Annotated in this window: 16 protein-coding genes; 4 read left to right on the top strand and 12 right to left on the bottom strand. The window is 68.8% G+C overall.

The genetic code is table 11. The features are described 5' to 3' along the window. The first annotated feature begins 24 nt into the window (after positions 1-24). A complete protein-coding gene (locus Q5H91_RS04595) occupies positions 25-1008 on the top strand; it encodes an MBL fold metallo-hydrolase (protein ID WP_305172041.1) in 984 nt (327 codons plus the stop codon). Between the two features lie 163 nt (positions 1009-1171). On the opposite strand, the gene Q5H91_RS04590 is transcribed toward Q5H91_RS04595, so the two are convergent. The 6 genes from Q5H91_RS04590 to Q5H91_RS04565 all read right to left on the bottom strand — a co-directional run bounded on the left by Q5H91_RS04590 (position 1172) and on the right by Q5H91_RS04565 (position 10053). Continuing rightward, positions 1172-2203, bottom strand: a complete 1032-nt coding sequence (locus tag Q5H91_RS04590) for a cupin-like domain-containing protein (protein ID WP_305172040.1) — start codon at positions 2201-2203, stop codon at positions 1172-1174. 51 nt (positions 2204-2254) lie between these two features. Further along, positions 2255-3379, bottom strand: coding sequence for a PepSY-associated TM helix domain-containing protein (locus Q5H91_RS04585; protein ID WP_305172038.1), 1125 nt, complete (start codon positions 3377-3379; stop codon positions 2255-2257). Next, complete coding sequence (locus tag Q5H91_RS04580) at positions 3376-5388, bottom strand: TonB-dependent receptor (RefSeq protein ID WP_305172037.1); 2013 nt, start codon at positions 5386-5388, stop codon at positions 3376-3378. The genes Q5H91_RS04585 and Q5H91_RS04580 overlap by 4 nt, the downstream gene beginning before the upstream one ends. Before the next feature lie 88 nt (positions 5389-5476). Then, positions 5477-5878, bottom strand: coding sequence for a hypothetical protein (locus tag Q5H91_RS04575; RefSeq protein ID WP_305172036.1), 402 nt, complete (start codon positions 5876-5878; stop codon positions 5477-5479). Between the two features lie 114 nt (positions 5879-5992). Further along, positions 5993-7009 (bottom strand): phytase, encoded by a 1017-nt coding sequence (locus Q5H91_RS04570; protein ID WP_305172035.1) that lies wholly within the window; start codon positions 7007-7009, stop codon positions 5993-5995. Further along, entirely contained in the window at positions 7009-10053 is a 3045-nt protein-coding gene (locus Q5H91_RS04565; protein WP_305172034.1) for a TonB-dependent receptor, read from the bottom strand. The genes Q5H91_RS04570 and Q5H91_RS04565 overlap by 1 nt, the downstream gene beginning before the upstream one ends. A 198-nt stretch (positions 10054-10251) precedes the next feature. Between Q5H91_RS04565 and Q5H91_RS04560 the strand changes: the two genes are divergently transcribed. Both Q5H91_RS04560 and Q5H91_RS04555 read left to right on the top strand, forming a co-directional pair. Further along, positions 10252-11172: a pirin family protein gene (locus tag Q5H91_RS04560; RefSeq protein WP_305172033.1), complete on the top strand. Its 921-nt coding sequence runs from the start codon at positions 10252-10254 to the stop codon at positions 11170-11172. Beyond that, on the top strand, positions 11169-12338 hold the full coding sequence (locus tag Q5H91_RS04555; protein WP_305172032.1) for an alpha-hydroxy-acid oxidizing protein: 1170 nt from the start codon (positions 11169-11171) through the stop codon (positions 12336-12338). Before Q5H91_RS04560 ends, Q5H91_RS04555 begins: the two co-directional genes overlap by 4 nt. A 223-nt stretch (positions 12339-12561) precedes the next feature. Here Q5H91_RS04555 and Q5H91_RS04550 read toward each other — a convergent pair whose 3' ends face one another. The 4 genes from Q5H91_RS04550 to Q5H91_RS04535 form a co-directional block, all read right to left on the bottom strand. After that, complete coding sequence (locus Q5H91_RS04550) at positions 12562-13659, bottom strand: acyl-CoA dehydrogenase family protein (RefSeq protein WP_305172031.1); 1098 nt, start codon at positions 13657-13659, stop codon at positions 12562-12564. Beyond that, positions 13659-14855 (bottom strand): acyl-CoA dehydrogenase family protein, encoded by a 1197-nt coding sequence (locus tag Q5H91_RS04545; protein ID WP_305172030.1) that lies wholly within the window; start codon positions 14853-14855, stop codon positions 13659-13661. The genes Q5H91_RS04550 and Q5H91_RS04545 overlap by 1 nt, the downstream gene beginning before the upstream one ends. Before the next feature lie 81 nt (positions 14856-14936). Further along, on the bottom strand, positions 14937-15929 hold the full coding sequence (locus Q5H91_RS04540; RefSeq protein WP_305172029.1) for a Gfo/Idh/MocA family protein: 993 nt from the start codon (positions 15927-15929) through the stop codon (positions 14937-14939). Further along, a complete protein-coding gene (locus Q5H91_RS04535) occupies positions 15926-16885 on the bottom strand; it encodes an MDR/zinc-dependent alcohol dehydrogenase-like family protein (protein ID WP_305172028.1) in 960 nt (319 codons plus the stop codon). Before Q5H91_RS04535 ends, Q5H91_RS04540 begins: the two co-directional genes overlap by 4 nt. A 57-nt stretch (positions 16886-16942) precedes the next feature. On the opposite strand from Q5H91_RS04535, the gene Q5H91_RS04530 reads away from it, so the two are divergent. Further along, positions 16943-17449 carry a DUF1003 domain-containing protein gene (locus tag Q5H91_RS04530; protein ID WP_305172027.1) on the top strand — a complete coding sequence of 169 codons (507 nt, stop codon included), beginning with the start codon at positions 16943-16945 and terminating at the stop codon, positions 17447-17449. 8 nt (positions 17450-17457) lie between these two features. On the opposite strand, the gene Q5H91_RS04525 is transcribed toward Q5H91_RS04530, so the two are convergent. Further along, complete coding sequence (locus Q5H91_RS04525) at positions 17458-18369, bottom strand: glycosyl hydrolase (RefSeq protein ID WP_305172026.1); 912 nt, start codon at positions 18367-18369, stop codon at positions 17458-17460. Next, the gene (locus tag Q5H91_RS04520) at positions 18366-18974 is read right to left on the bottom strand and encodes a histidine phosphatase family protein (RefSeq protein ID WP_305172025.1); all 609 of its coding nucleotides are present in this window, start codon (positions 18972-18974) and stop codon (positions 18366-18368) included. The genes Q5H91_RS04525 and Q5H91_RS04520 overlap by 4 nt, the downstream gene beginning before the upstream one ends. Positions 18975-19091: the final 117 nt, after the last annotated feature.

Here is a 19091-nt window from a genome sequence, read left to right as displayed (position 1 = left end):
ACGGCCCGTGATCGAACGGACGCCATGGCCCGCAATCCCTACTACGCCGGACCGCCCAGCGACCATTTCGACGGCACCCGCTTCTTCAATCCCGGCCAGCCCGGCACCGATCGGGGCCTGCGCGACATGCTGCGCTGGAAGCTGGCGGGCGGTGCCGCCAGATGGCCCCGGTCGGTGCCGGTCACCACCGCCAGGCCACCCGCCCGGGTCGACGGCATCCGCATCACGATGGTCGGCCACGCGACCCTGCTGGTCCAGGCGGGTGGCGTGAACCTCCTAACCGACCCGGTCTGGTCGGCGCGCGCGAGTCCGTTTCGCCACATCGGCCCGCGCCGCGTAACCGAACCGGGAATCGCGTTCGACGACCTGCCGCCGATCGACGTCGTGCTGCTGAGCCACGGCCATTACGACCATCTCGACATCGCGACGCTGCGGCGGCTGCAGGCCGCCCATGATCCGCTGATGGCCATGCCGCTCGGCAACGATGCGATCGTGCGGGCCGCCGTGCCGCTGGCGAGGTGCGTCACTGGCGACTGGTGGGATCGGCTGGAGCTTGGCGCGGGGATTGCGACCACGCTCACCCCCGCCAATCACTGGTCCAATCGCTGGCCTAGCGACACGCGGATGACGCTGTGGAGCGGTCATTTCCTCGACACGGCCGCAGGCTCGATCTGGTTCGTCGGTGACACGGGCTTTGGCGACGGCAGGATCTTCGGCGATGTGCGCAGGCGCCTGGGATCGCCGGATGTCGCGCTGATCCCGATCGGCGCCTATGCGCCGCGCTGGTTCATGGCCGCACAGCATGTCGACCCGACAGAGGCGGTACGGATCTTCACCGATGTCGGGGCGACCCGGGCACTGGGCATCCACTGGGGCACGTTCCAGCTGACCGACGAGGCGCGGGAGGCGCCGGTCGAAGGACTTGCAGCGGCGGTGCGTGCCCATGGCATCGCGGCCGACCGGTTCGTTGCCGCCGAGCCGGGCGGCGTCTATCCCTTGCGACCCTGACGGCTCAGAGGCTGTTTGAAAACGTGCTGAGGGCACGTTTTGCGGCGCCGGCCCGCTCCCCCACCCCGACCGCCCATCAAGGATACTCTGTGGGCGGTCGGGGTGGGGGAGCGGGCCGGCGCCGCATCGAAACTCGCTCTTTCGCGAGTTTTCAAACAGACTCTCATCGCCCGAACGCCCTGGCAAGGACGGCGCGGATGCGCTCCGCACTTTCGGCGGTCAGGGTGGCGAGCACCCCCCTCTGATGTTCCGGAATATGCTCCGTCACGTCGGGACCGGCGGCGAACACATAATGGTCGAACATGTCGCGCCAGTGGCGCCGCTCGTCGTCGGGCAGGTCGCGGATCGCGAGCATCGCGTGGCTCAGCGCGTCCTGCGGCTGGGTCAGCCATCGCGGGCTGTCCCGCCACCAATAGTTCACCAGCACGTTGAACGCCGCCAGTCCTTCGACATGGTGCCACCACATCGTCGGGATGTAGAGGGCATCGCCCGCGCCCAGCACACAGACCTGGGCATGGGCGAGTGCCTCGCGGAACCGCGGGAACCGGGCAAAATCGGGATTGTGGAAATCGACCATGCTGATCGGCCGCCCCGCCGGCGTGTCGTCCACCGGACCCAGATAGAGGTTGCGGAACTGGTCTCGCGGAAACAGCGTGAACCGGCGCTCCCCGACCGCGACGCAGGCCAGATTGTCCGCCACATCGTTGTGTGCCGCGATCCGCGTCCGCGTACCCATCCAGATACTGGCAAGCGGCTTGCGATCGCCCAGGTCGACATGATTCGCCTCGTGCAGCCCGATGAAGAACTCCTGCATGTTGACGGACGCCAGATAGATGGGCGGCGTGTCGGGCACCCCCTCGTCGGCATCGATCCGCGCGAAGATCTGCGCCAGTCCGGCATGCGCCGTCTGGAAATTCATGCCCTCGGCATCGTCGTAGAACAGGCGTCCGCCGCTGCGCGGATTGACGACCGATACGGCAAACGGCTTCGGCTGCGCGTGGCGGGCGATATAGTCGCGCGCCCTCCGCGCGGATTCCTGTCCCGCCCGCACAATGGGCCAGTCGGCGACGAGGCCGCGCACGACGAATGGCTCGTTTGCTTCGCGCAGCGTGCGATCGAGCGTCGCGGCATCGCCGATCGCCAGCTCGCGAATGGGTGGCAGGCTGGCGAATATGCCCTGATCGCCGTCCGTCATGATCGATCCCGCTCTCCTTGCCGATCACGATGTCCGCGGCGGCAGGCTCCGTCAAACCAAATGCATCGACCGGCGTTGCCGGCCGCGTCGTCGCCAGCGCAGCCAGCCGGTAACGAACAGCATCGTCGGCGCCAATCCGCTCAGGAAGATCAGCACCCGCCCCGCCATACCCGCGGCCTCGCCACCGTGCAGCGGGTGGAGCCAGTCCAGCACCGTGTCGCCGCCCGTCTCCGCCAGCCCATCGCGATACGCCACGATCCGTCCGTCATACGGATCCAGCCACACATTGGTCCGCGGAAAGCGCCGGCTCGGTTCCCCCGGCCGCGACAGGTTGACCCGCACCGTGCCGCGCGGGCCGGCGGGGGTCTCGATCCACGCCAGTGCGCCATCGGGCATTCGCGCCTGCGCGATCCGTGCCAGCGCATCCAGTGACAGCATCGCACCACGGGGAACCGTCACCACAGCCGAGGCCCGATAGAGCGGCGACACGCGCCCGATCACCGCCCGCGTCTGATCGGGCAGGTCCAGCATCACCCCCGTCGCGGTCACCAGCAGCAGCAGGCCCACACTGGCCAGCCCGACGACCTTGTGCAGGTCGTAGAGCCGCCGCACCGCCGCGGCGTCGCGCTTGAACCGCAGCGCCCGCCGCCAGCTGCCCGGCCGCGGCCACCACGCCCACAGTCCGCTGCCGATCAGCCCGAGCATGGCAATGCCCAGTATTCCCAGCGCCGTTCCGCCCGGTGCGTCGAGTAGCAGGCGGTAATGGAGGTCGTACAGCCACGTCACCACTGTTCGGCCCCAGAAGCCGGCGCGGATCGTCGTCAGCTGGACCGGGTCGATCCATAGCAGCAGCGGGGCGAAGCGGCCGGGCCCCCGCGTCTCGGGTGGGTCATAGTAGCGGATGGGGATCGCGCCGCCCTCTGCCGTCACCTCGATCCGCCACGCGCCCGTCCGCTCCGGATGCTCGCGGTGCAGCGTGTCGAGCACCGCCTGCCATGAGCGCGGACGCGTGCCCGCCGGCACCGCGTGGAGCGGCTCGCTGAACGCCCGCTCCAGCTCCGGGTAGAAGACCAGCGCGCTGCCGGTCAGCCCGACCAGCGCGAACAGCCCGCCAAGCGTGATCCCCAGCCACAAGTGCCACCGCCGCACCGTGACACGCAGCGCCTGCCGGCTCATAGCCTCAGCCGCGCGGCGACGAACAATGCGCGCGGGTCGACCGGCGCGAACAGTCGTTGCGCGCCGTCGTACCAGACATAGGCATAGCGCGCCCCGCCCAGATTGCGGACCTGCGCGGACAGCTCGACTTGCGTCGTCACACGCAACGCGACCTCCGACGTCAACGCGACATAGTCGCCATACCGCCCCTGGCTGTTCGCCGGATCGAGCTGATACGAAGACTGGCCGTTCCCCCAGAGCGACAGGCGCAGCCGCGGCGTCGCGGCCACGTCGATTCCGCCCGAGAAGACGTTCCGCGGCACATGGTCGATATCGTTGCCCGCCTGCGACGGCGTGGCCGGCGCAGGGATGCGGATCACCGCCCGCTGGTAGGAATAGCTGCCCCATAGCGACACGGCGTCGACCGGCCGTACGCTCAGCTGCACGTCCAGCCCACGCCGCCGCGTCGCGCCGAGATTGTCGACGTCGCCGCTCGGGTCGTTCAGCCGCCGGCGCAGCTCGCCGCTCGCGGTCTGCTGCCACAGCGCGATCCGTGCCTCGATACGGCGGCTTGGCGCCAGCTTCACGCCAGTCTCCACGCCCTCGTTGATCGACGGATCGACGTCGCTGACCCGCGGTGGCACCAGATAGCTGGCGGCACCGATCCCGATCTGGAAGGTCCGCCCGTAATTGCCATAGAGCGTCACGCCCCTGGCCGGGGTTACCGCGACCGCCAGCTTGGGCTGGCTGATCGTGCCGTAATCGTTGATCGGTGCCGGCGTGCCGGTCAGCCGGTCGAGATAGCTCCCTGCCACCCGGTCCCAGCGCCAGCCCGGCGTCACCGTCAACCAAGGGGCCGGCTGGATGACCGCCTGGACATAGCCGCCATAGACGGTCAGGTCGAAATCCTGGTCGCGTGTCTGGCGGCCGAGCACGCGCCGGTCGGTCAGCCAGCGCCGGCTGCGGACGTGCTGCACCTGCACGTCGCCGCCAGCTTCCAGCATCAGGTCGAACGGTAGCCCACTGGCGTGATAGCGCAGCATCGCGCTGCCGCCGTCCTGCCGCTCCCCGGTCAGCCGCCGCTGCTGCGCGACGCTGGCGGAAAAGCGCACATAGCGGTCGTCGTCCAACACGTTGCGATATGCCCGTGCCGCGAGCGTCAACCCACTCGCGAGATCGCTGTCGAGCAGCAACCCGTACATCTCCATCTGCCGCCGTCCGCCATCGGTCGCGGAGATCGGATAGGAGCGGCGGCGGTCACCCTCAGCATCCGCTTCGGTCAAATAGCCCGGCTCCTCGGCATTCGCGATCGAGTGGCGGACGATCGCCCCCACGCGTGTGCCGCCGGTGCGATAGAACCATTTGCCGGCCAGGTTCACTCGCTCCAGCCCGCCATGGTCGCGAAACCCGTCGGTGCTGCGATAGGCGACCGTGTAGTTCTGGCTGAAACCACCGCGCTCGATGCCGGCGGACAGCTGCCCGTCCAGTACCCCGAAAGCACCGATGGCGAGGCGGGCATCGGCATAGGTTCCGCCGGTCCGCGTCGCGATGCCCGCGCTGCCGGCGATGGCGTGCAGCCCCCAGCGCGGGTCGGCGGTGCCGCGCACCAGCTCGATCCCGGCGATATCGAGCGACGGCACCGTGTCGATGAACGGCATCCCGCCGGCATTGTCGTTGGCCGGAATGCCGTCGATCAGCAGCTTGACCGCGTTGATCTCCCCCTCGCCATTGAACCCGCGGATCGAGAAGCGGCCCGACGTCGTTCCCTGGTTAAAGTCGGTCAGCACGACGCCGGGCAGCCGCGCGAACAGTTCCCAGCTATTGTCGACCAGCTGGCGCTGTGCGGTATCGCCGCCAAGGGTATCGACCGAAGTCAGCACGCCGTCGGCCGGCCGCCCGGTGACGACGATATCGCCGATGGAGAAGCGGGTATCGGCCTGCGGCTCCTCGGCGAAGACCGGAGTGGCGGACAGCAGGGCACAGGCGAGCACGGGCACGCGACGGCGGCGCGTGGGGATCTTGGATAGCATTGAACGACCTTCTCGACCGCCCCGTGCAGCCGCGCGGGACGTGGACCGGATGCGCCGCCCGATCCGGGCAGGCGCGCTGACGGAGCGATCAGGCGGTCGGCGGGCCGTGCGATGGTGGTCGCCAGTAGAGCCGCGGCGCGGAGAGCGGCGTCGGCCGGCTCCGCGTTCCCAGCGCCAGCACGAATGCGATCAGCACTGCCAGCAGCAGCGGATCGGCACTGCCCAGCGCGTGGAGGCTCAGCCCGGCAAAGGCGCAAGGCGGCTCGGGCTTGTCATGCGTGGGGGAGGGGGCATGGTCGCTTGCCATGCCGTGGTGCATCCCCGTCATCGCCACGGGGGCGGCGTCCGCCGCACCCGGACACAGGACGATCGCGGCATGCCCGTCCTGCTGCGCGACCATGTATCCGGTCGGCACCATCAGTCGCGCCGCCAGCGTCGCCAGCAGCAGCAGGGCCGCAAGCCACGGAGATTGCAAGACAAGGCGGCGCAAGCTGGTCACACTTTCGTGCCTAGCCGCCCGCCGCCGCCCTGTCACCCGGACCAAATGTCCAACCCCCATCTTCTCCCCTCCCTGAACAAGGGAGGGGAGTTTGGGTCGGCAGGATCAGCGCAGCTTCAGCGCGCGCTTCACCTTGCCCCAGTCGACATATTTGAAGTTCTGCGTCGCCGGCGCATTGTCGCCGTCCTGCGCCACGAACAGCCCCTTGCGGAACCCCGGTCCGAAATCGCCGGGCATCAGCTCGATCCCGTCCGTCTCGCTCGTCCCGTAGATCGCGCCGCCCCCGATCCGGAAGCGTCCTGCATAGGTCACGCCCGGCAGCCGGTAGAGGGTGTACGCATTGTCGCCCTGACTCGACACCACCAGATAGCCGCCACGCCGTCCGGCCGGGGCCAGCGCGAGCCCCTCGGCATCCGCTACCAGCGTCCGTCCGTCCACCCTTGCGACCGCTGTCGCGGTGCCCGGCGCAGCGGGATCGGCGGCGAAGCGCCACAGCCCGGCATCCTCCTCCGCGACATAGAGCAGCCCGGTGCGATCGTCCGCCACGCACCCCTCGGACTGGGTGGCAAGCTTCATCGAGCGGACGGTGCGGACCTGCGGCACCGCGCCGCCTTGCATCGCGACCTGATCGATTCGCCCGTCCTTCAGCACGACGAAGCCGAACAACGCCCCGTCGCGCGCCCGCGTCCACAGGCACATGCCATATGCCTCGCCCGCACCGACCGGATAGCGGCCGAGCGGACGCAGCCGCGCCGTCGCCGGATCCAGCTCGAACAGCGAGACATGCGCCTGTGCTACGTCCGCCCGGTCGCTGGCGGCGACCAGGATGCGGCCGCCGACCTCGCGCAGGTCGACATTGTTCAGTCGCGGCGCAGGCGTGTAGCTCAGCCGGCGGCCGTCCAGCCCATAGACATGGATGCCCGCCTGCTTGTCGGTCGCGACCACCAGGCTGCGTTCCGGCGCACGCGGGTTGCGCCAGATCGCCGGGTCGTCGGCGGCGTCGTCGGCGCTGGCGACCGGCTCAGTCTCCACCGTCGCCGGGACCATCTGTACGTCGCCTGCGGGCGCCGGCAGGGTCGCGCACGCCGATAGCGCCAGCGCGCCCAGTACGGCTGCGCGCATCAGAAGGTCACCCGCACGCCGCCGGTGTAGCGCCGCCCGAACGTCTCATGCTCAATCGTGTAGCGGCTCGAGCGGACATAGCGGCGACCCGGCCCGTTCAGCAGGTTGGCGAAATCGGCATAGACCTCGATATTCGGCGTGATCGCGTAGCGCAGGCTGGCGTCGAGCTCGTCGTCCTTGGCCCAGTAGAAATCGCCGCCATCGACCCCGCGCACCACGCCGCCGACATTGTCGAACGACCCGATCGCATCCAGCCAGGGCGAGCGGTTCTGGTACGATACCCGCGCCGAGAAGCCGTACTTCTCGTAATAGCCGATCAGGTTGTAGACCGCGTCTGACGCACCGGGCAGCGGCACCTTGCGCGCGGGCACGACGCCAACGGGCAGGGTGGTCGCCCGGCTCTTGTTCAGGGTCGCGTTCAGCTGCACGCCGAACCCGCCCATCCAGTCGGGCAGGTCCAGATCGGCGACGAACGGGTCCAGCTGCTGCTGGATTGCCGCCTCCAGACCCAGGATATAGCCGTCACCGCCATTGGTGATCGTCGCATACTGATACTGCGACCGATCGACGCCGCCGATGTTCAGCGTCGTGCGCCCGAACGTGCCCACTGAATCGAACAGCACGTCGGTCACGTCCTTGTAGAAGACGCCGACCGACAGGAAGCCGCGCGGCATCGTGTAATATTCGACGTACAGGTCGACGCCCTTCGCCTTCTCCGGCTTCGCCTCCGGATTGCCGCCGGAGATGGTCAGGTTGGCGTCGTTGAAGGTCAGGTTGGGGCGCAGCTGGTCGTAATCGGGCCGCGCCGCGCCGGTATTGAACGACAGCCGCGCCTTCATCTGCTGGTTCACGTCCCAGTTCAGGTGGAGGCTGGGATAGACCAAGGTCTGCTCGCTCTTCACGTCGATCGGCGTGGTGTTGGCGAAGGCGGCGCTGTCGTTGCGGATATGCTCGACGCGCGCGCCGCCGATCACGTTGCCCCAGCCGGTGGTCACCGTCGCCATCGCATAGGCGGAGTACACCTTCTCCTGCACCTTGTAGTAATTGGCGCGAACGAAACTGTACGGCAGCACCGCCTTCGCCTTGTCGACCAGCGCAAGCAGCTTGTCCCGGTCGAAATACTGGAAGGTGTAGCCGAGCGGGATCTCGCCCTGGAACCCGCCGGTCGTGGCGATCGCATCATACCCCGTGGCGACGCCCAGCGTGCTGATATTGGTGGTGTCGATCGCATATTCGCGCGACGTCTTGGTCCGGTCGTCATAGCGGACGCCGCCGGCAAAGGTCACCGGCGTCGCGAACAGCTCCATCTCGCGCGTCACGTCCAGCTTGGCGGTGTACGCCTCGGTCACGTCCTTCGCCTTTAGGGAGCGCAGCCGCGTCAGGGTACGCGGGAAATCCTCGATCGCCGTGACCCGCGCGCCACGAGAGAACGTCCCGTTGGCGTTGCGGATGGTGCGGAACAGCTGCACCTTGGCCAGCTGCGGATCGGTCAGGTCGTAACCGACGGTCAGGCGATTGCCCGCATTGGCGCCGTTGGTGCCGAAGCCAGGGCTGTCATAGTTCAGCTGCCCCGGTGCCGAGCGGTCGTCGATCGAGCGGCTGTAATTCCCGCGCCACTTCACCGTCCAGTCGCCCAGCTCATGGTCGCCGCCGACCGTGTTGGTGAACACCGACTGCTTGTATGCCCGCACCAGGAAGTTGGAGTTCAGGTCGATACCGTACACCGTTCCTGCTAGCGGCGTGTTGCCGGTGCAGACGTCGGCATAGCCCGTCGTGCCGGCCGCCGGCGTCGCGTTGACGGTGCAGGCCGCGGTGCCGTTGGGAACGCGCGACTGCTGGTCGTCGAGGTCGAAGATATAGTTGTTGCGCTGCTCGTCGTCCTGGAACGCCGAGTAGATCGTCTCAGCGAACAGCCGCGAGTTGCCGTCGTTGGGCCGAAAGTCGAGCCGGCTGGACAGCGAGTAGTTCTTGCGCGTCAGCCGATACAGCTTGTTCTCCGTCTCGCGCGCCCAGATGCGGTCGGCGAAGCCCGGCCGCTGGTCGCGGTCCACCGCCTCGAAATCGGTCTCGAAATTGTCGGTGACCATGCCGCGGCGATAGATGCTGCCCGACGAGACGATGCCGAACTCGCCGATGCCGGTCTGGAACCGGTCGGACAGGACCAGATACGCCTCATACTCGGTTTTCTTGCCCAGCTCGACATGGCCGACGCCACCCTTCGCCTGGCCGCGAAAGCCCGGATAATCGAAGGCCGAGCGGGTGATGATGTCGACATTGCCCGCGATCGTCTCGCCGGTCATGTCCGGGGTCACCGCCTTGCGCACGACGATCTGGGATGCGATCGCCGAGGGAATGGAATCGAACCGCGCGTCGCGCCCTTCCGGGCTGACGACGTTGATGCCGTCGAACGACAGTGTCGTCCAGTTAATCGGCGCGCCGCGCAGGTTGATGTAGCGGGCCTGCCCCTGGTCGCGCTGCACGCCGACGCCCGGCAGGCGGCTGACCGCCTGTGCCACATTCTGGTCGGGCAGGCGGCCGACCGAGTCCGATGCGATCACCGACACCAGCGCCGGGCTGGTTCGCTGCAGCTGCAGCGCCGCCGCCTCGGACTCGGCGATCGGGCGCGAGCCGCGTACCACGATCTCCTCGCCCTCACTCTCGGCGGCCGGGGTCAGCGCGACGTCCAGCGTCTGCGCCTCCGCCCCGATCGTTACCTGTCGGCGCAGGTCGGGAAAGCCGACATAGCGGACCACCACCTCGAACGTGCCCGCCGGGATGCCGGTCAGCGTGTAGCGGCCCGACCGGTCCGCCGCCGTCTCCAGCCGCAGCGCCGGGATCGATACGGACGCGCCGTCCAGATACTCGCCGCTGCCCCCTTGCGTCACGGTACCGGTCAGCACGCCCTCGCCGCGTGCGACCGCATCGGCGGCGCTCCCCTCGGCCGCCGGTGCGGCGATCACCGCCGCCGGCCAGGCGGCGCAGCCCAGCAGCAGGGCACGCGCGAGAAGACGGGCGCGGACGGGCCGCGCGGGCGATGCGAACATGAAATTTCCCCCGATAACCGGCCTTTCCGGCCGTTCTGCGGCCCCGGTAGGAGCGCTTGGCGACGCTCCGATGACGGCGGGGTGACGTGTGCGTGACGTACAGAAGGCGAAACGATGACATGCCCGTCATCGCCTTCCCGGCGCCGATGTCACTCGCTAGGCTTGCGCACGATCACGATGGAACAAGGAGTTGCCCGCATGTCGATCCGGTCCAGCGACATAGACGGCGTCGAGCAGGTCATCCTGCCGCCGACGCGCGATCTGGGCGACGGCTTCACCGTCCGCCGCGCGCTGCCTTCCGCGCACCGGCGGATGGTCGGGCCCTTCATCTTCTTCGACCAGATGGGTCCCGCGGCGTTTCGCGGTGGCGAGGGGCTGGACGTGCGGCCCCATCCGCATATTGGCCTCGCCACGGTCACCTATCTGCTCGGTGGGGAGATCATGCACCGCGACAGCGTCGGCTCGGTCCAGGCGATCCGCCCGGGCGAGGTCAACTGGATGACCGCGGGGCAGGGCATCGTCCATTCCGAACGCACCGGCCCGGAACAGCGCGCCGCCGACACCAGCCTCTACGGCCTCCAGACGTGGATCGCGCTGCCCGCCGACAAGGAAGAGGTCGCCGCCGATTTCGCCCACTACAAGGCCGCGGCGATCCCCACCGCCAGCGCAGAGGGCACAACGGTTACCGTGATCGCCGGCTCGGCCGACGGCATGACATCGCCGGTCATGACCTTCTCCGACCTGGTCTATGCCGACATCGTGCTGGCCGACGGTGCGCGCTATCGCCCTGGCGCCGAGCATGTCGAGCGTGCGCTCTACGTCGTCGAGGGCGCGATCCAGGTCGTCGGCCAGACCGGCGGCTTCGCTGCGGGCGAGCTGGTCGTGCTCAAGCCCGAGGCCGAAGTGGTCGTCCGTGCCGAGGGCCCAACGCGCCTGATGCTGATCGGCGGCGAGCCCTTCCCCGAGCAGCGCCATATCTACTGGAACTTCGTCTCCTCTCGCCCCGACCGGATCGAGCAGGCCAAGGCGGACTGGCGCGGGCGCCGCTTCGCCGACGTGCCCGAGGAGCATGAATTCATCCCGCTCCCCGACGAGCCCGCCCCGGTGCGCTATCCATGACCCACGCAGTTTCGCCCGGCCCCGGCCCGATCCGCCTGGCGCAGGCCTATGCCGCCGGACTGATGGGGCAGGCCCCGACCGTCCCGTTCGCCGTCGACGCGCTGGAGCGCGCGGCCGAGGCGGCGATGACGCCGCAGGCGTTCGGCTATCTCCGCTCCGCCGGATCGGGCACGACCGAGGGCGCCAACCGCGCCGCGCTCGACGCCGTCCGGCTCGTCCCGCGCATGCTACGCGACGTCGGCGAGCGCTCGCTCGGCATCGAGCTGTTCGGCCGGCGCCTGCCGGCACCGCTCCTCCTTGCACCGATCGGCGTGCAGGAGCTGGCGCATGCCGACGCCGACCTCGCCACCGCCCGCGCCGCGGCGGCAAGGGGCGTGCCGATGGTCTTTTCCAACCAGGCATCGGTCGCCATGGAGGACTGCGCGGCGGCGATGGGGCAGGGGCCGCGCTGGTTCCAGCTCTACTGGACCCGCTCCGACGACCTCGCCGAGAGCCTGGTCCGCCGTGCCGAAGCCGCCGGATGCGAGGCGATCGTCGTCACCCTCGACACGACCATGCTCGGCTGGCGCCCGGCAGATCTCGACCACGGCTTCCTGCCGTTCCTGAAGGGGCAGGGGATCGCCCAGTATACCAGCGATCCGGTGTTCCGCTCGATGCTCGCCCGCCCACCCGAGGAGGACATGCTCGCTGCCGCGCAGCTCTTCACCCGCCTCTACTCGGACCCCACGCTCGACTGGCAGCGGCTGGCGAGGATCCGTGAGTGGACCGGCCTGCCAGTGGTGTTGAAGGGCATCCAGCACCCCGCCGACGCCGCCCGTGTGGCGGGCGAGGGCTGGGACGGCATCATCGTCTCCAACCATGGCGGCCGGCAGGTCGACGGTGCGGTCGGCTCGGCCGCGCAGCTCGGCCGCTGCGTCGACGCCGTCGCCGGCCGCGCGCGCGTGCTGTTCGACAGCGGCATCCGCGGCGGCGCCGACGTCGCCAGGGCGCTGGCGCTCGGCGCCGACGCGGTGCTGCTCGGCCGCCCCTATATTTGGGGCCTCGCCGCCGCCGGACAGGCGGGCGTGGAAGCGGTGATCGACAATGTCATCGCCGAACTCGACCTGACCATGGGCCTGATCGGCTGCTGCGACGTGCGGGATCTCGGACGCGAGTATCTCGCCTGACCGGCGCGACGAAGAAAAAAGGTGTTCGCGCGAAGACGCGAAGGTGTCTCGTGCGCGCCAGCGCACCCCTGTTCAGAAACGATCAGCGATGAAAAGCTGCCGCACGGCTGGATGCAACACCTCCGCGTCTCCGCGCGAACATCATTCTTCTTCCTTCGCGTCTTTGCGTCTTTGCGCGAAATGATCCTTGATCCTCTGAGCGCCCGCCCATGCCGGGTAATGATTAGCTCCGCCCCAACGCGATGAACCGCTGCAGATGCTGGTCCTGATCGCCCAGTTGCTGGTCGATCATCGTGATCCGCTTGGCATAGTGGGACAGCGGCAATTCCCAGGTCATGCCGATGCCGCCATGCATCTGGATAGCCTCCTCGGCCACAAGCTGCCCGATCGCGCCGATCGTGTGCTTGGCCGCCGACAATATCCGGTCGCGCGCCGTACCGCTCTTGTTATCGAACGCATCCGCCGCGTTGATGACCGCCGAGCGTGCCTGCTCCACCTCCATCAGCACGGTGGCGATGCGATGCTGGAGCGCCTGGAATTTGCCGATCGGCACGCCGAACTGCTTGCGGGTGCGCAGATATTCGATGGTCGCCTCCTTCGCGACCTCCATCGCGCCCAGCCCCTCCGCCGACAGGGCGAGCAGCCCGGCCGCCTCGGCCTCGGCGATCGCGGCGGCACCATCCGCCGCGACCCGGTCCGCCACCACGACCCCGCGCAGCGTCACCTCAGCCGAGCGCCCGCCATCGACATTGGCATAGCCGCGGATCGTCAGCCCCTTTGCGCCCGCCGGCACCAGAAACAGCGACCGGCCATCCTCCGTCTCGGCGGACACGAGCAGCAGCGCCGCCGCCTCGGCCTGCGCGACCACCGCCTTGGCACCGTCGAGCGACCAGCCGCCCTCGACCTTCGTCGCGCGGGTGGCGAGCGGATCGCCGGCTGCGCGGTCCTGCGGCTCCTGATGAGCGAAGGCGATTATCGACGTCCCTGCCACGATTTCCGCCAGCGCCGCATGCTCCGGCGCCGCAATCGCCAGTGCGCGCCCGGCCATCAGCGTGCCGAGGAATGGCTCGACCGCCAGCGCGCGGCCCAGTTCCTCGAACACGACCATGATGTCGAAGCCCGACCCGCCGAAGCCACCCGCATCCTCGCCGAACAGCGCGCCCGCGATGCCGAGTTCGCCCAGCCCCGCCCACACCGCCGGGCTGTACCCGGTATCGCCATAGGCGACCCGGTTGCGCGCCTCGACCGGCGCCTCCGCGGCCAGATAGCGACGCAGCGTGTCGGCCAGCATCTGCCGGTCGTCATAGTGGTGGAAATCCATCAGAGCCCCACGATCATCTTGGAAATGATGTTCCGCTGCACCTCGTTCGACCCGCCGAAGATCGACAGCTTGCGGTTGTTGAAATAGCTGGGCGCCGCGGCTCCGGCATCCTCCGGCCCGACCGGTTCGCCATTATAGCCCTCCTCGAAAGCCTCGGGAATGAAGGGCTGGGCATAAGGGCCATAGGCGCGGCGGAAGAGGGCGGTGATCGCCTGGCGGATCTCGGTGCCCTTGATCTTCAGCATCGAGCTTTCCGCCCCCGGTGCGCCGCCGCCTGCCGCCGCGGCGACGACGCGCAGGTTGGTCGTCGTCATGTTGGCCAGCTCGATCTCGACCCGTGCCATCCTTGCTGCAAACAGCGGATCGTCGGCGAGCGGCCGCCCGCCGCGCGTCAGCGTGTTCGCCAGCGCCTTCAGCCGGTCGAACGCGGCCGCCGACGCCCCGACGCCGGCGATGTTGGTCCGCTCATAGGTCAGCAGATACTTGGCATAGGTCCAGCCCTTGTTCTCCTCGCCGACCAGATTGCCGACCGGCACACGCACGTCGGTGAAGAACACCTCGTTCACCTCCGCATCGCCGTCCAGCAGCACGATCGGCCGAACCTCGACGCCCGGCGACTTCATGTCGATGAGGAGGAACGAGATGCCCTCCTGCGCCTTCGCCTTGGGATCGGTGCGCACCAGGCAGAAGATCCAGTCGGCATATTGGCCCAGCGTCGTCCAGGTCTTCTGCCCGTTGACGATATAGTGGTCGCCGTCGCGCACCGCGCTGGTCTTCAGGCTGGCGAGATCCGACCCGGAGCCCGGCTCTGAATAGCCCTGGCACCACCAGTCGGACCCGTCGAGGATGCGGGGCAGGATGCGGCTTTTCTGCTCCTCGGTCCCGTACTTGATGAGCACCGGTGCCAGCATCGACACGCCGAACGGGATCACCCGCGGGGCGTGGGCGCGCGCCGCCTCTTCCTCGAAGATCGCGCGCTGCACGACCGACCAGCCCGGCCCGCCATGCTCGACCGGCCAGTGATTGGCCAGCCAGCCGCGCGCGTTCAGGATCGCGTGCCACTCCTCCATGTCCGCCTTGGACAATGTATGGTCGTGCCTGACCTTGTCCGACAGTCGCCTGGGCAGCTTGTCACGCAGGAACGCGCGTACCTCTTCGCGGAAAGCCTCTTCCTCGGGGGTGAAGCGAAGGTCCATCGATCCTCTCCGATCTCTTGTGGAGATCGGGATAGCAGAGCGATGGCCGCGAACAAGCGGAAACGTACCCGATCTTCGAAGTCACCCCCAGGCATAGATCCGGTCGAGAGTCCGCGCCACCGTGACCAGCCGCTTCGCCTTGGGATCGAACCGCGCGCCCGCCGCCAGCCGCCGCGCCCAGTCCGCCGCCGCGCGGCCGCCCCAGTCGCTGTCGACCGGCGCCAGCGCCTCGGTCGTCGTGCCGGCGAACCGCTCGGCCGCGAAGTCGTAGAAGGAGCCGCCGATGTTGCGCAGCCGCGCGCCGCCGCTGGTGCCGTAGAAGGTGGCGCCGATCTCCGCCTCGACGCCCGCGTTCAGCCGCCATGAACAGGCCAGCCGGATCGCCGTCCCGTCCGCCAGCGTCAGCGTCGCCACCGCGTAATCCTCGACCGCGTCGGCAGTCAGCGGCGTGCCGCCCGCGAACAGCCGCGCCTCGACCGTTGCCGGCTCGTCCGCTCCCAGCGCCCACAGCGCCAGGTCGACCAGATGCACCCCCAGGTCCATCACGCACCCGCCGCCCGACTGCGCCCGGTCATAGAACCACGGCTTGTCGGGCCCATAGGCATTGTGGAACACCAGATCGATCGCGAAGACCCGGCCGAGCGCGCCCTCGCGCAGCAGGCCGGCGATGGCCTGCATCCCCGAAGTCAGCCGGTACGAGAAGTCGACTGACAGCAGCCGGTCGGCGCGTTCGGCCGCCTCGACGACGCGAGCCGCCTCGTCCGCATCGCGCCCCAGCGGCTTCTGGCAGAACACCGCTGCCCCCCCCGATAAGGCACGGATGGACTGGTCGGCGTGGAGCGCGCTCGGCGTCGCGATCACCACCCCGTCGAGCCCCAGTGCGAGCATGGCGTCGAGATCGTCCACTATCGCCGCGCCGGGCACCAGCGCCGCCGCCTCAGTGACCATTTCAGCGGAAGGATCGCTGATCGCCGCCGCCTCGATCGCCCCTGTCGCCAGCATCGCCGCCATCCGATGCCGTCCGATCCAGCCGACGCCGAGGAACCCGACGCGCGGACGTGTCGTGGCGCTCACGAAAACACCACCACGGCCTTCACGAACCCTTCGGGCTTGTCGCGCGTCGCGGTGATCGCCTCCGCCACCCGCTCCAGCGGATAGGAATGGGTCAGCAGCGGCGCCAGGTCGATCCGTCCGCTCGCCACCGCGTCGATCGCCTCGCGCAGCCCCCGCATGCAGACGCCGTGATCGCGCTCATGCGCGTTCGCCACGTCGATTCCCTTCCAGTTCCACATCTGCATCGAGACCTGCCGCGGCCCGTCCTGATGATAGCCCGCGATCACCAGCCGTCCGCCCTCGGCGACCAGCTCGCCTGCCAGGTCGAGCGGCCATTGCTTGCCGACCGCCTCGATCACCCGCTCGCAACCCTTGCCGCCGGTCAGCGCCTTGACTGCCTCGATGATCGCGTAATGATCGTGCATCGGCACCGTTTCCGCCGCTCCGAACGCCCGCGCCAGATCGAGCGACTCCTGCCGCCGCGAGATCGCGATCACCCGCGCCCCTGCCTCGGTCGCCAGGCGCGTCAGCACCGCGCCCAGAAAGCCGATCCCGACGATCGCCACCGTCTGTCCGGCCTGAATATCGCTCCGGCGGAAGATGTTCATCGCGCAACCCAGCGGCTCGCCCGGGAACGCCTGCCCGTCGAGCGCGGGCGGCAGCAGTGCCACCGCGTCGGCGCTCGCCACATCGAATTCGGCGAAGCTGCGGTACGACAGCGCCGCCACCCGGTCACCCACCGAAAGGCCCGACACATCGGGCCCGACCGCGTCGATCGTGCCCCAGCCTTCATGCCCCATGCCGCCCGCCTCGCCGGGGAAGCTGGACCAGGGCTGCCCCTCGAACGGCTCGACGTTCGACGCGCACACCCCGCATCCCTCCAGCCGGATTCGCACCTCGCCTGGCCCCGGCTCGGGCCGGTCCACCGCGGTGATCGTCATCCGTGCCGGGCCTTCCAGGATCGCTGCCTGCATCATCGCGCTCACCATAGTCTTCCCGCGGAGCCCGAGCGATTTCCATTGGTTACCGTCGTCATGTCATCCCCTGATCTGAAATCGCAGCTGCGCCGGAACATCGATACGCTCGGCGACAAGCGCGCCCGCGACCGCGCCGATGCGGGTCTGGGCGACCGGCTGGCGGCGGCGATCACCGGCTTCACCGGATCGATGACCTTTGTCGCCATCCACGCGGCGCTGTTCGGCGGCTGGATTTTCTGGAACCTGTGGCTGGAGCCGAAGTTCGACCCCAGCTTCGTCGTGCTGGCGATGGTCGCCTCGGTCGAGGCGATCTTCCTGTCGACCTTCGTGCTGATCTCGCAGAACCGCACCGCCCGCCTTGCCGACGAGCGCGCCGATCTCGACCTCCACATCAACCTTCTCGCCGAGCACGAACTGTCCCGCGTCGCAGCGCTGCTCGGCCGCATCGCCGACCGGCTGGAGGTGCCGACCGACGGCGCCAATCTCGATGAGATCGCCCGCAACGTCCGCCCCGAACAGGTACTCGACACGCTCCGCGACAAAGAGCCGCCCCCGACCGGCTGAGGCCATGCTCAGGCGACCGCCCGCGCGGCCTGTGCGGGGGCGTAGCGCTCGATCATCTCGGCGCAGAAGTCGGCGAACTGCGCGGGATCGCGTGGCGGGCTGGTGTGGTGCGGTGCCAGCCCCAGATGCTCGGGCGTGAAGCAGAAGGTCAGCGTGACGTCGAAGTCCGCCAGCGCCTCCATCTGCCGGTCGAACCAGCCGCGCGCATCGGGGCGGAAGCTGTCGGCCCAGCTCATCCCGGTGCGCAGGTGCCGGGTGCCCAGCCGCTTCATCCACGCCACCGCCTCGTCCAGCCGCGGGTCCTGATAGTGGAACCACTGCATCAGCCCCACGTCGCCGGCGACCCTGGCATAGCTGTCCAGTGCCGGCTTCGGCGTGCCGTCCGGCCGGATCAGGCCCATGTGGAAATGCCGGTAATAGCTCGATCCTTCCGCCTCGCGGTGCCGCGTCTCGGCACCCCATTCCATCGGCAGGTCGAACAGCGAGTACCAGAAGATGCGCGGCACCCGCCCGACCAGCAGCTCGGCGGTCCGCTCGATCCCGAACACCTGCACCTCGTCTGCGCCGAAGGTGCCGACGCCGACCTCGGTCACCCAGATTGGCTTGGCCACCGCCGCCTCGATCTCGGCGATCTTGTCGGGCCACTGGTGGATCGACCACAGGTTCCAGTCGAGCGGAAATCCGTGGACGGCGACCACGTCGACCGCGTCCATCACCCCATATCCCGCCAGCCGGTGGACGAACTGCGGGTCGATCGGCGACATGCCGCCCAGCACGCGCGTGACCGCCGGATTGGCCGCGCGGATCGCCGCGCCTGCCTGCTTCACCGTCTCGCCGAAGATCGCCCAGTCGGGGTCGAGCGCCACGTCCCAGTGCGACTTGTTGTTCGGCTCATTCCAGATCATCGCCGCTTCGATCATCGCACATCCCCCAATCGCTCGTTCAGGCTGACCAGCCGCGCGCCCCAGTCGCCGATCACCACCCGACTGACCGAGGCCGGCCCCACATCGAAGCGCAGCAGGTGGTCGAGCGACAGCCCCAGCACATGCGCCACCGCCGCCCGGATCATGTCCGAATGGGTGACCAGCGCGATCGTCTCGCCCGATCGTTCGCGCCCGATCTGCTCCAGATAACCGACGATCCGGCCCTGCGCCTCCGCCATCGTCTCGCCGCCGGGGATACGCGCGGTGCCACGGTGCGCGTTCCAGTCGCGCCACGCCGGATCGTCGCCGAAGCTGCCGAACGCACGTCCCGTCCAGTCGCCCAGATCGATCTCGACCAGCGCCTCGGCTGCCCGCGGCTCCCCCAGCCCAGCCGCGCTAGCGATCGCCGCCGCCGTCTCGCGGGTACGGTCGAGCGGACTGCACTCCACCGCCGTCAGCCCCTCGTCGGCGAGCGCCGCACCCAGCGCAGCCGCCTGCGCATGCCCGACCTCGCTCAGCGGCACGCCGGGCATCCGGCCCGACAGGCAGCGGTCGAGATGCACATGCGCGGCATGCCGAATCAGCAGGACGCTCGCCGTCATCGCCGCACCACCGAAAGCCGCAGCAAAATTAACATGGGTTATAAGGAATGTAGCTCATCCCGTTAGGAACAAAGAAGAAGATGCTTCGTTTCGTCCGGGTACCAAATAATTTCCGGG

This window comes from Sphingomonas aurea (assembly GCF_030678875.1).
In the GTDB taxonomy this organism is placed as follows: domain Bacteria; phylum Pseudomonadota; class Alphaproteobacteria; order Sphingomonadales; family Sphingomonadaceae; genus Sphingomonas; species Sphingomonas aurea.
The sequence above is the reverse complement of the archived record's forward strand: the minus strand, read 5'-3'. Positions and strand labels throughout refer to the sequence as shown.